We start from the raw sequence: 12,933 nt of genomic DNA, 5'->3' as shown, positions 1-12,933 counted from the left end.
CTGGACGCCGGCACCGCCTCCCGGTGCCGATCACAGCACTTCGAAAATGCCGGCAGCACCCATGCCACCGCCAATGCACATGGTCACGGCCACGCGCTTGGCACCGCGGCGCTTGCCTTCGATCAGGGCGTGGCCGGTCAGACGCTGGCCGCTCACCCCATAAGGGTGGCCCAGGGCGATGGCGCCACCGTTCACGTTCAGGCGGTCAGCCGGAATGCCCAACTTGTCGCGGCAGTAGATCACCTGCACGGCAAAGGCTTCGTTCAACTCCCACAGGTCGATGTCGCTGACCTTGAGGCCCAGGCGGTCCAAAACCTTGGGCACGGCAAAGACGGGGCCGATGCCCATCTCGTCGGGCTCGCAACCGGCCACAGCAAAGCCCAGGAAGCGGCCCAGCGGCTGCAGGTTGTGGCGTGCGGCGTACTCTTCGCTGACCACCACGCAGGCGCCGGCGCCATCGGAGAACTGGCTGGCGTTGCCGGCCGACACCACACCGCCAGGCATGGCCGGCTTGATGCCGCTGATGCCTTCCTTGGTGGTGCCTTCGCGGGTGCCTTCATCGCGGCTCACGGTCACTTCCTTGGTGCGCAGGCCCATCACGGGGTCGGCCACGCCGGCGGTCACGGTGATGGGGGCGATTTCGGCATCGAACAGGCCGGCGGCCTGGGCGGCGCAGGCCTTTTGCTGGCTGGCAGCGCCGTACTCGTCCATCACGTCGCGGCCGATGTTGTAGCGCTTGGCGACCTGCTCGGCCGTCTGCAGCATGGACCAATAGATTTCGGGTTTGACCTTCAGCAGCGCCGGATCGGCCAGCATGTGCTGGTTCATTTCCTGCTGCACGCAGGAGATGCTTTCAACGCCGCCAGCCACATACACCTCACCTTCGCCGGCGATGATGCGCTGCGAAGCCAGGGCAATGGTCTGCAAACCCGAGGAGCAGAAGCGGTTCACGGTCAGGCCCGACACATTCACAGGGCAGCCGGCCATCAGGGCGATCTGACGTGCGATGTTGGCACCCGTGGCGCCCTCTGGGTTGGCGCAGCCCATGATCACGTCCTCGATGTGGGCAGCATCGATACCAGCCCGGGCAATCGCGTGCTTGACGGCATGGCCGCCCAGGGTGGCGCCATGGGTCATGTTGAACGAACCCTTCCAGCTCTTGGCAAGCGGGGTACGGGCGGTGGAAACAATAACGGCCTTGGTCATGGCAGGGTGCCTTTCTGTCGGTTATGGGGTTCGGCTGTGCTCACGAAGCCTTGGAGGCATTGCGCAGCAGTTGTTGATAGAACTGGATCGCTTCCACGTAGTTGCTCACCGAGATGCGCTCGTTGGTGCCGTGGAAACGTGGCAAGTCTTCGGGGTGCGCACGCACCGGCGAGAACTTGTAGATGTTGCTGCTGAGGTCGCCGAAAAAGCGGGAATCCGTGCCCCCCACCATCAGGCCAGGGGCCACAACGGCATCGGCGAACAACTCACGCACCGTGCGGTTGATGAGTTGATAGCCTCGGGCCGAGGTGGGCGAGACGGCCGAGGGCTCGGCACTGTCGCGCAGGCGTTGCAGCTGGATGGCTTCGTTGGCCACCACGGTTTTCACATGCTGTTCAACCGAGTCCAGGCTGTCACCGGGCAGCAGGCGAAAGTTCACCGTGGCTTCGGCGTGGCCGGGCAGCACGTTGAGCTTGTTGCCGGCGTTGACGATGGTCAGGGCCGTGGTGGTGCGCAGCATGGCGTTCGAGCTGGGCGACTTCTCGAGTTGCTGACGCACCAGGGGCCCGAACAGCCACAGGTTGGACAACAGGAAGCGGTTCACACCGTGCATCTCGGGCGCCAGGGTGTTGAACAGATCCTGGGCCACACCCGTCACGCTGGCGGGCAATTGCTGGGCTTCGAGCTGCGTCAAAGCCTTGCTCAGCATGCCGATGGCGGTCTGAGGCGGCGGCATCGACGAATGGCCGGGGGCGGTGTCGACGCTGAGCTGCCAGGTGCCAATGCCTTTTTCGGCCACACCAATCAGCGCCGCCGGCACTTGCAGGCCAGGCAACACGCCTTCGGTGACCACCATGCCTTCGTCCAGCACGAAGTCGAACTGGACCCCGCGCTGCTTCAGTACCTGGGCCATCTCCCGCGCACCCGCCCCGCCGACCTCTTCGTCTCCGCCCGACAGCAGGTAAACCGTCTGACGAGGTTGAAAGCCAGAGGCCAGCAGCGATTCGATGGCTTCCAGCTGGGCCATCAGGTTGCCCTTGTCATCCCAGGCGCCACGGCCCCAGACAAAGCCATCCTGGATGCGACCCTCGAAAGGAGGTACGGTCCATTTGGCTTCGGTGCCGGGGGCGATGGGCACCACGTCCTGGTGTGCCATCAGTGCCAGCGGCAAGGCTTTTGCATCGCTGCCGGTCCAGATGAACATCAGGCTGTGGGCACCGAAGCGCTCCAGCTTGAGCTGCTGGTGAACACGCGGAAACTGCTGCGCCAGATAGGCGTGCAGTCGGTCGAATTCGGCTGCGTTGAGCTGGGCGTCGGATTCCGACGACACCGTCTGGATGCGAACCGCACCGGCCAGTCGCTTGGCGACGGCATCGGCATCGACCTGCGGGGAGGCAATGCGTTCGACGGCCAGTTGCCGCGAGGGTTTGAGGAGGGTGTTGCCCACCACCACAGCACCCAGGCCGGCGCACAGCACCAGCACAGCCAGAGAGATTCGCTTGAGGCTCATGTCGTGTCAGCTGGTGGCGACAGCGCTCAATTGAAGGTCTTGCCTTCGGCCACCAGGCGGGCCAGCAACGGGGCCGGCTGCCAGAACTGGGCGTCGTCGAGCGGGTTCTTGGCAAAACGCTTCATGGCTTCGGCGACGTTGAACAGGCCCAGCTGATCGGCATAGTGCATCGGGCCGCCGCGCCAGATCGGGAAGCCATAGCCGGTCAGGTACACCATGTCGATGTCGCTGGCCTTGCTGGCAATGCCCTCTTCCAGAATGTGGGCGGCTTCGTTGACCAGGGAGAACACCAGACGCTGCACGATTTCCTCGTCGGAAATCTTGCGCGGTGTGATGCCCAGGTCCTTGCGATGCTTCTCGATCAGGTCGACCACCAGCTGGCTGGGGATGGCATCGCGCTTGCCCGGCACGTAGTCGTACCAGCCGGCGCCGGTCTTCTGACCGTAGCGGCCCAGTTCACACAGCAGGTCAGCGGTCTTGCTGTACTTGAGGTCGGGCTTCTCGGTGTAACGGCGCTTGCGGATGGCCCAGCCGATGTCGTTGCCAGCCAGGTCGCCCATGCGGAACGGGCCCATGGCAAAGCCAAACTTCTCGACCGCTTTGTCAACCTGAGCCGGGGTCGCCCCTTCTTCAAGCAGAAAGCCTGCCTGGCGGCTGTATTGCTCGATCATGCGGTTGCCGATGAAGCCATCGCACACGCCCGAAACCACAGCGGTCTTCTTGATCTTCTTGCCCACGGCCATGACGGTGGCCAAGACATCTTTGGCAGTGGCCTTGCCACGCACCACCTCAAGCAGTTTCATCACGTTGGCCGGGCTGAAGAAGTGCATGCCCACCACGTCCTGCGGACGCTGGGTGAAGGACGCAATCTTGTCGACGTCCAGCGTCGACGTGTTGGAGGCCAGAATGGCACCGGGCTTGGCGACGGCATCGAGCTGCTTGAACACGGCTTCCTTGACACCCATTTCCTCGAACACCGCTTCGATGATCAGGTCGGCGTCCTTCAGGTCGCCATAGCTCAGGGTGGTGCTGAGCAGGCTCATGCGCTGCTCATATTTGTCTTGCTTGAGCTTGCCCTTCTTGACCTGGGCTTCGTAGTTCTTCTTGATGGTGGCAATGCCGCGGTCCAGGGCTTCCTGCTTCATTTCCAGCATCTTCACGGGGATGCCGGCATTCAGGAAGTTCATCGTGATGCCGCCGCCCATGGTGCCGGCGCCGATCACGCCCACTTGGCGAATGTCGCGCTTGGGGGTGTCGTCCGCCACATCCGGGATCTTGGAGGCAGCGCGCTCGGCCACGAACAGGTGGCGCAGGGCACGGCACTCGGGGGTCCACATCAGGTTGATGAAGATGTCGCGTTCAAAGACCATGCCGTCGTCGAACTTCTTCTTGGTGGCGGCCTCGACGGCGTCCACGCACTTGCCCGGGGCGGGGAAGTTCTTGGCCATGCCCTTGACCATGTTGCGGGCAAATTGGAAGTAGGCGTCGCCCAGGGGGTGCTTGCAGGGCAGGTTGCGCACCAGGGGGAAGGCCGAGCCGTCGGCGGCATGCTTGGCGGCCACCTCGCGGGCCATCGCCAGCGCTTCGTCGGCCAGCGACTCAGGCGAGGCGGCCAGCTTGTCAAACAGCTTCTGGCCCGGCAGGCTGGCCAGCAATTCGCTCTTGACGGGCTCACCGCTCACGATCATGTTGAGCGCGGTTTCAACACCCAGCACGCGCGGCAGGCGCTGTGTGCCACCCGCCCCGGGGATCAGGCCGAGTTTGACTTCAGGCAGGGCCACTTGGGTGCCGGGGGCTGCAATGCGGTAGTGCGCCCCCAGAGCCAGCTCCAGGCCTCCGCCCATGGCCACGCTGTGCACAGCGGCCACGACCGGCTTGGCCGATTTCTCGACCGCGCCAATCACGCTCAGCAGGTTGGGTTCCTGCAGCGCCTTGGGGCTGCCGAATTCCTTGATGTCGGCACCGCCCGAGAAGGCCTTGCCTGCGCCTGTCAGCACGATGGCCTTGACGGCGGCATCGGCATTGGCCTGCTCAAGGCCGGCCACGATGCCCTGGCGGGTGGCGAGGCCCAGGCCGTTGACCGGGGGGTTGTTCAGGGTGATCACAGCGATATCGCCGTGGACTTTGTATTCTGCCGTCATGCGGGTGTTCCTCGATGAATAAAAAAGAACGATCGTGCGATTTTTATTTTAGGGAAAGCTTGCTGCACCGCAACGACCGGGCTGTCCCAGCCGGGACAAAATGAGCGGTTTTGACCGATGCACAAGGGAAAACCCCTAACAAACGATGTGCAGGGCGGCCGCTCACCACCCTGCCCTGCCCCGTTTTTCGGGGCGTGTCTCAGACCTCCAGCCACTCCTTGCGCACGTCGGCATCGGCACGCAACTGATCAGGCGTGCCTTCGAACACGATGCTGCCATGCCCCATGACCAGCGTCCGGTCGGAGATGGACATGGCGATGGTCAGCTTCTGCTCGATCAGCAGCACCGAAATGCCGCGAGCCTTGAGGTTCTGCAGGTATTGGCCCACCAGTTCGACGATCTTCGGGGCCAGCCCCTCAGTGGGCTCGTCGATGATGATCAGGTCGGGGTCCCCCATGAGGGTGCGGCACAGCGTGAGCATCTGCTGCTCGCCGCCCGACATGACGCCGGCCTCGGTGTGCTGTCGCTCCTTCAGGCGCGGGAACATCTGGTACATGTCGTCAAACGACCAGCGCGAGCCCTTGCCATTGCCCTTGCGGCCCAACAGCAGGTTCTGGTGCACCGTGAGCTTGGGGAAGATCTCGCGGTTTTCGGGCACATAGCCCAGCCCCAGATGGGCGATCTCGTAGGCCTTGCGACCCTGCAGGGCCTGCCCTTTCCAATTGATCGAGCCTTCCCAGTTGACCAGGCCCATGACGGCCTTCGCGGTTGTCGAACGGCCTGAGCCGTTGCGCCCCAGCAGGGCCACGATTTCGCCCGGCTGCACATCGAAATGCACGCCATGCAACACATGGCTCTTGCCGTAGAAGGCGTGCAGGTTCTCTACCTTCAGCATGCTCAATGTCCTCCGGCCTGGTTCTCGGCCACCACGGAGCCCAGATAGGCTTCTTGCACGCGCTGGTTGGCGCGCACGGCTTCAGGCGTGTCAAAGGCGATCACCTCGCCATACACCACCACGGCGATCTTGTCGGCCAGGCCGAAAACCACCCCCATGTCGTGCTCCACCGTGAGCAAGGTCTTGCCCACCGTCACCTCACGGATGAGGCTGATGAAGCGTTTGGTCTCGCTGCGGCTCATGCCGGCGGTGGGTTCATCGAGCAGGATCACATTGGCGCCGCCGCCGATGGTGATGCCGATCTCCAGGGCCCGCTGTTCGGCGTAGGTCAGGTTCATGGCCAGCACGTCGCGCTTCTTGTCGAGGTGGATCTGCCGCATCAGTTCTTCGGCCCGTTCGTTGGCATCGTGCAGACCCGAGAGGAAGCGCAAGAAGGTGTACTTGTAGCCCAGGCTCCAGAGCACCCCGCAACGCAGGTTCTCGAACACGCTCAGCTTCGGGAAGATGTTCGTGATCTGAAAGCTGCGCGACAGCCCGCGCCGGTTGATCTCATAGGGCGGCAAGCCGTTGATGCGCTGCCCGTTGAGCACCACGTCACCGCTGGTGGGTGCAAAGCGGCCGCTGATGAGGTTGAACAGGGTGGATTTGCCCGCCCCATTCGGCCCGATGATGGCCACCCGCTCGCCGTGGGCCACCTTGAGGTTGGCACCGCGGATGATTTCGGAGCGACCGAAGCTTTTGCGCAGGTCGTTGAGCTCCAGGGCGTATTCAGAAGTGGCGGTCATGACTCAGTGGGCCTCCGTGCGCTTGATTTCTTTTTCGATTTCTTCCTGGATCAGGTGCCAGCGGGCCACAAAACGGCGCCGCACCAGCTCGAACAGGCCCAGGCCCACGGCCAGCACCGCACCGGCACACAACCAGCTGGTGGTGGCTTCCGCATTCACGCGCAGGTGCAGGAACTCCATTTCGGGGCCCAGGGCCGCGTTCAGCTGCAGGTGGTAGAGCATCTCGATCATCGAAGCCGCCCCCAGCACCACCACCGAACCGGTCAAGGCCATGCCCAGGTAACAGCTCAGCAGGGGCTTGAGGCGGCCGAAACGGGCCAGCCGCACATTCAGCATCACCAGGCTGGCGATGCCGCCAGGCGCATACATCACCATGAACAGGAACACCAGGCCCAGGTACAGCAGCCAGGCCTTGCTCAGCTCGGACAGCAGCACCGAGGCGAACACCAGCAGCACGGCACCGATGATGGGCCCGAAGAAGAAGGTGGCCCCCCCCAGGAAGGTGAACAGCAGATAGCCGCCGGAGCGGATCACGCTGAGGCTGTCGGCCCCGGTGACGATCTCGAAGTTGATGGTGGCCAGGCCGCCGCCCACGCCGGCAAAAAAGCCGGCGATGATGAAGGCGAAATAGCGCACGCGCTGGGTGTTGTAGCCGATGAACTCGACCCGCTCGGGGTTGTCGCGCACCGCGTTCAGGATGCGCCCCAGCGGCGTGCCCGTGAAGGCGAACATCGCCGCGGTGCAGACGAAGCAATAGAGCGCGATCAGGTAATAGACCTGGATCTGCGGCCCGAAGCTGATGCCCATGAAGCTCTGGCCATACACCCGGTTGGTGGTGATGCCACCTTCGCCGCCAAAGAAGTCAGGCAGCATCAAAGCCATCGAGGCCACCAGCTCGCCCACGCCCATGGTGATCATGGCAAAGGTGGTGCCCGACTTCTTGGTGGTCACCCAGCCCAGCAAGGCGGCAAAACCCATGCCGGCCATGCCGCCCACGATGGGGATCAGCGACACCGGGATGCTCAGCCCCTTGCCGGCCATGTTCATGGCGTGGATGGCGATGAACGAGCCCAGCCCGGTGTAGACCGCATGGCCAAAGCTCAGCATGCCCCCCTGCCCCAGCAGCATGTTGTAGCTCAGACAGATGATGATGAGGTAGCCGATCTGCGAGAGCATGGTCAGCGCCAGGCTGCTCTTGAACAGCAGCGGAGCCACGATCAGGGCCAGCGCGAACAGGGCCCAGATCACGATGCGCCCCAGGTTCAGGGGCTTGAAGCCGTAAACTTGAATGTTGTTGGAACTCATGGATCAATCCTCCCGTTTGCCCAGCAGGCCCTTGGGCCGGAAGATCAGCATCAGCACCAGCAGCAAGTAGGGCAGGATGGGCGCGACTTGCGAGATGGTGAGCTTGAGCACGGAATAGAGCGCAGTGTCTTCGGTGATGTGAAAGCCCAGGCCCACGAGCGCCGTGGCCATCGAATAGTCCAATGCCACGGCAAAGGTCTGCAGCACACCGATCAGCAGCGAAGCCAAAAAGGCCCCTGCCAACGAGCCCATGCCGCCGACCACCACCACCACGAAGATGATGGAGCCCACCGAACCAGCCATCGCCGGCTCGGTGACATAGGTGTTGCCGCCGATCACGCCCGCCAGGCCAGCCAGAGCGGCACCGCCACCGAACACCAGCATGAAGATCCGTGGCACGTTGTGGCCCAGGGCTTCAGCCATGTCGGGGTGAGTCAGCGCGGCCTGGATCACCAGGCCGATGCGGGTGCGGGTCAGCAGCAGCCAGACCGAGGCCAGCATCAACAGCGCCACCAGCATGATGAAGCTGCGCGACTTGGGAAACTGCGTGCCATACAAGGTGAACAGCGGACCTTGCAGTTGCTCGGGCAGCCCGTAGGGCACGGTGGAGCGGCCCCACACCAGTTGCACCACTTCGAGGATCAGATACGACAGGCCGAAGGTGACCAGCAGTTCAGGCACATGGCCGAATTTGTGCACCCGGCGCAGGCTGTAGCGCTCGAACAGAGAGCCCAGCGCGCCCACCGCGAGCGGTGCCACGAACAGCGCCGGCCAGAAGCCGATGGCCTTCGAGATGGTGTAGGCGAAGTACGCGCCCAGCATGTAGAAGCTCGTGTGGGCGAAGTTCAGAACGCCCATCATGCTGAAAATGAGCGTCAGCCCAGAGCTCAGCATGAACAGCAGCAGCCCATAGCTGATGCCGTTGAGCATGGAGATGGTGAAAAACTCAAGATTCATTGAAAGTCTTTTGCATCAGGGTCAAAAAAAAGGCCCGAGCGGCGTCGGGCCTCGCAAGTTCGACAACAGTTCAGGGTCGCTTCATTTCACACGAAGTCGGGGTGCTGGCCACATAGGGTTCATAGAACTTCAGGGGCACCAGGGTATAGCCGGTGTTTTCAGGCGAGTAAGGGTACTTGCCGCCCGCCTTTTCCCACTTGGTGATGTACAGGCCCTGCTGCAACTGGTGATCGGTCTTGCGCAGTTCGACCTCGCCGTTGAAGCTCTTGAACTTCATGCCTTCCATGGTGGCGGCCACCTTGACCGGGTCGGTCGACTTGGACTTGGCAAAGGCCTCGGTGAGCGCCACAAACACGGTGTAGATGTCGGTGGTGTAGAGGTCGTCGTTGAACTTGGCCTTGAACTGGTCGGCCAGCTTCTGGATGTCGCCACCCATGTTGTAGTGGGCGTAGCTGACCTGGTAGATCTTGCCCGCCGAGGCCGCACCCATCGCAGTCGGGGTGCCCGATGTGACGGCGTAGTAGGTCAGGAACTTGACGTTGTTCAGACCCGAATCGTTGGCGGCCTTGATCAACAGCGCGAGGTCGGAGCCCCAGTTGCCGGTGATCACGGTGTCGGCACCCGACTGCTTGATCTTGGCGATATAGGGCGAGAAATCACGCACCTGGGCCAGCGGGTGCAGGTCGTCGCCGACGATCTGGATGTCGGGGCGCTTGCGGCTCAGGTTGGCCTTGGCAAACTTCGAGACCTGCTGACCGTGCGAGTAGTTCTGGTTGATCAGGTACACCTTCTTGATGTCGGCCTGATCCTTCATCCAGGTGGTCAGGGCCTCCATCTTCATCGAGGTGTCGGCATCGAAGCGGTACTGCCAGTAGCTGCACTTGCTGTTGGTCAGGTCGGGGTCGACCGCGGCATAGTTGAGGTAAAGCACCTCTTTGCCCGGATTGCGTGCATTGTGCTTTTCCAGTGCATCGATGATGGCCAGTGCCGGGCCCGAGCCGTTGCCCTGGGTGACGTAGCGGGCACCCTGGTCGATGGCCGAGCGCAAGGCGCTGGTGGTCTCCTGGGGGCTGAGCTTGTTGTCAATGCCGATGATCTCGAACTTCACACCGGCAGCATTTTTCTTGTTGAACTCTTCGGCCAGGAACTGAAAGCTCTTGAGCTGGTTGGTGCCCACAGCCGCCATCAGACCCGACAGCGGATCAAGCCAGGCGATCTTGACTGTTTCACCCTGTTGGGCAAACGCGCCGCCAGCCAGGGCCAGCAGGGTCGAGGCCACCACGGTCTTCATCACGAATTTCATGCTTTGTCTCCGTTCTGTTTGGAATGTTTTCAGCGTAATGTCTTTGTGCAGTGCAGCGCTCAGGGAATGCCCCTAGCATCTATCACGCAGGCGACTGAACCATTCAGCCAGTCGCCCAATCCTCTCGGCATCTTGCGTTCAGAGCCCAGGCAGTTTGTAGCCTTTGAGCTGGTCGCGCAGCCGAGTTTTCAGCATCTTGCCGGTGGCCCCGATGGGGATGGCGTCGACAAAAATGACGTCGTCCGGGATCTGCCACTTCGCCGTCTTGCCCTCGTAAAAGGCCAGCAGCTCCTCTCGCGTCACCTCGGTACCGGGCTTCTTGACCACGGCCACCACCGGGCGCTCGTCCCACTTGGGATGGGGCATGCCGATGCAGGCCGCCATGGCGATGGCCGGGTGGCCCATGGCGATGTTCTCGATGTCGATCGAGCTGATCCATTCACCACCCGACTTGATCACGTCCTTGCTGCGGTCAGTGATCTGCATGAAGCCGTCGGCATCGATCGTGGCCACGTCGCCGGTGGGGAACCAACCCCGCCCCTGCTTGTCCTTGATCAGCGGTTGGCTTCCTTCGTTGCGGTAGTAATCGCCCAGGATCCAGGGGCCCTTGACCAGCAGGTCGCCGTAGGCGCGCCCGTCCCAGGGCAGCTCTTCGCCGTCACCGTCGACGATCTTCATGTCGACACCGAAGATCGCCCGCCCCTGCTTCATGCGGATCTTCATCTGCTCGTCCTTGGACAGGCTCAGGTGCTTGTTCTTGAGCGTGCACAGGGTGCCCAGGGGCGACATTTCGGTCATGCCCCAGGCATGCAGCACTTCCACGCCGTAGTCGTCCTGGAAGGCGTTGATCATGGCCGGCGGGCAGGCTGAGCCTCCGATCACGGTGCGCTTGAGTTGGCTGAACTTCAGGCCACCCGGCTTCATGTGGCCCAGCAGCATCTGCCACACCGTGGGCACGCCCGCGGCAAAGGTGACGCCCTCAGCCTCGATCAGCTCATAGACCGATTTGCCATCGAGTGCCGGCCCCGGGAACACGAGTTTGCAGCCGGTGAGTGCCGCCGAATACGGCAGACCCCAGGCATTGACGTGGAACATGGGCACCACGGGCAGCACCGAATCACGCGCCGACAGGCACATCACATCGGGCAGCGAAGCAGCGTAGGCGTGCAACACGCTGGAGCGGTGGCTGTACAGGGCAGCCTTGGGGTTGCCGGTGGTGCCGCTGGTGTAGCACATGCTCGACGCGGTGTTCTCGTCGAATTCAGGCCAGTGGTAATCGCCGCTTTGAGCCGCGATCCAGGCCTCGTAGCTGACCAGGCCCGGCACGCCACTGTCGGCCGGCAGCTTGTCGGCATCGCACAGCGCCACCCACAGCTTGATGCCGGGGCAGCGCGCATGCACCGCCTGCACCAGGGGCAGGAAGGTGGTGTCGAAACACATCACCTGGTCGTCGGCATGGTTGATGATCCAGGCAATCTGGTCGGGGTGCAGGCGGGGATTGACCGTGTGCAACACGCGGCCCGAACCGCTCACACCGTAATACAGCTCCAGGTGACGGTAACCGTTCCAGGCCAGGGTGGCCACGCGGTCACTGAATTGCAGGCCCAGCTTCTCGACCGCATTGGCCACCTGGCGCGAGCGTGTCGCAAGGTCCTTGTAGGTGTAGCGGTGAATGTCGCCCTCGACCCGGCGCGACACGATTTCGCCATCGCCATGGTGCCGATCCGCGAATTCAAGCAGGGTGGAAATCAAGAGGGGTTGGCTCTGCATGAGACCGAGCATGTTGGCTCCTTAAGTTGATTCAGTCGTTCAAGTTAAACCTTGGGGACTGCGCGCCATTGACATGAGTCAACGCAGGCACTAGGGCCATTCACAGCCGCCTCAGGACGATTCTGGCACCGCCACGGCAGCCCACGGCCCACGCATGTCCCATCGGTTACTGTGTGCACTGTCAGGCCGCAGTGCCCTGGGCACAAACCGTGTCGTGCCATTGACAGGCCGCTAGGGCAAACCCGAATGGCCCCAGGTCAAAGCCGTCGGTCGCCGAAGGGCTCACAATCGCGCCATGCTTCACGGTATCGACCTCATGGCCAGGCAGTTCCTGGCTGCCCAACCCTGGTATGACGGCCTGCCCGCGGCCGAACAGGAGGCGCTGCAGGCTTCCATACAGACCTTTCTGGCCCGCAAGGGCGAGGTGCTCCTGCCACAGGGCCAACGCGTCAACGGCTGGTACGCCGTGCTGTCTGGGCTGGTGCTGCTGGAGAGTGAGTCGCAAGGCCAGCGCCGATCGGCCTTTATCGGCATGCCCGACGGCGAATGGTTTGGCGAAGGCTCGGCGCTCAAGAACGAGCCTCGGCGTTACAACGTGGTGGCGCTGCGCGACACCTGGCTGCTGTGCTTGCCCCAAGAGCGATTCCAGCACTTGTACGCCACCAGCCTGGGCTTCAACCAATACCTGGCCCAGCACCTGAACATGCGGCTGGGCCAGGCCATGACCCTGATCGAAACCGGACGCATGCGCAGCCCTGACTACCGGGTGGCCCTGCACCTGAGCCGCCTGTTCTGGCGCAGCACCCGCCAGCTGTACGTCACCCAGGAGGAACTCGGCAAGCTGGTTGGCGTGTCTCGCCAGACCGTGAATCGGGTGCTGCGTGACCTGGCGGCCCGAGGCATCATCTCGCTCGACCACGGCCGAGTGCTGATCCGCTGTGATGCCGCCCTGGGGCGCTACCTGGCCAGCGCGGATGACATCCCAGGCACTCCGAGCCTGCCCCTCCCGTCCTGAGCCATGCCCCTGCACCGCACAGGCGTTTGCCCCTGCAGGACAATGC

The 12,933-nt window shown here is 63.0% G+C and carries 10 protein-coding genes; 1 reads left to right on the top strand and 9 read right to left on the bottom strand.

Annotated features, from left to right (window positions below; genetic code table 11):
• Positions 1-30 precede the first annotated feature (30 nt).
• The 9 genes from AC07VS_RS09050 to AC07VS_RS09010 form a co-directional block, all read right to left on the bottom strand.
• Positions 31-1,206: an acetyl-CoA C-acyltransferase gene (locus tag AC07VS_RS09050; protein ID WP_492345533.1), complete on the bottom strand. Its 1,176-nt coding sequence runs from the start codon at positions 1,204-1,206 to the stop codon at positions 31-33.
• Positions 1,207-1,246: 40 nt separating this feature from the next.
• Positions 1,247-2,716, bottom strand: coding sequence for a M20 family peptidase (locus AC07VS_RS09045; protein ID WP_494750765.1), 1,470 nt, complete (start codon positions 2,714-2,716; stop codon positions 1,247-1,249).
• A 26-nt stretch (positions 2,717-2,742) separates the two neighbouring features.
• On the bottom strand, positions 2,743-4,857 hold the full coding sequence (locus AC07VS_RS09040; protein ID WP_494656131.1) for a 3-hydroxyacyl-CoA dehydrogenase NAD-binding domain-containing protein: 2,115 nt from the start codon (positions 4,855-4,857) through the stop codon (positions 2,743-2,745).
• A gap of 199 nt (positions 4,858-5,056) precedes the next feature.
• Positions 5,057-5,752, bottom strand: a complete 696-nt coding sequence (locus tag AC07VS_RS09035; RefSeq protein WP_492345536.1) for an ABC transporter ATP-binding protein — start codon at positions 5,750-5,752, stop codon at positions 5,057-5,059.
• Positions 5,753-5,754: 2 nt separating this feature from the next.
• Entirely contained in the window at positions 5,755-6,537 is a 783-nt protein-coding gene (locus tag AC07VS_RS09030; RefSeq protein ID WP_019575513.1) for an ABC transporter ATP-binding protein, read from the bottom strand.
• A 3-nt stretch (positions 6,538-6,540) separates the two neighbouring features.
• Complete coding sequence (locus tag AC07VS_RS09025; protein ID WP_492345537.1) at positions 6,541-7,842, bottom strand: branched-chain amino acid ABC transporter permease; 1,302 nt, start codon at positions 7,840-7,842, stop codon at positions 6,541-6,543.
• 3 nt (positions 7,843-7,845) lie between these two features.
• On the bottom strand, positions 7,846-8,799 hold the full coding sequence (locus tag AC07VS_RS09020) for a branched-chain amino acid ABC transporter permease (protein ID WP_492345538.1): 954 nt from the start codon (positions 8,797-8,799) through the stop codon (positions 7,846-7,848).
• A gap of 70 nt (positions 8,800-8,869) precedes the next feature.
• Positions 8,870-10,102, bottom strand: coding sequence for a branched-chain amino acid ABC transporter substrate-binding protein (locus AC07VS_RS09015; protein WP_494656132.1), 1,233 nt, complete (start codon positions 10,100-10,102; stop codon positions 8,870-8,872).
• A gap of 138 nt (positions 10,103-10,240) precedes the next feature.
• Positions 10,241-11,884, bottom strand: coding sequence for a 3-(methylthio)propionyl-CoA ligase (locus AC07VS_RS09010; protein WP_494750764.1), 1,644 nt, complete (start codon positions 11,882-11,884; stop codon positions 10,241-10,243).
• 283 nt (positions 11,885-12,167) lie between these two features.
• On the opposite strand from AC07VS_RS09010, the gene AC07VS_RS09005 reads away from it, so the two are divergent.
• Complete coding sequence (locus AC07VS_RS09005; RefSeq protein WP_494750763.1) at positions 12,168-12,887, top strand: Crp/Fnr family transcriptional regulator; 720 nt, start codon at positions 12,168-12,170, stop codon at positions 12,885-12,887.
• Positions 12,888-12,933: the final 46 nt, after the last annotated feature.

This window comes from Curvibacter sp. GW821-FHT01G03 (assembly GCF_059422285.1).
Note: the sequence above shows the minus strand (reverse complement) of the source record. Positions and strands in the feature narration are given on the sequence as shown.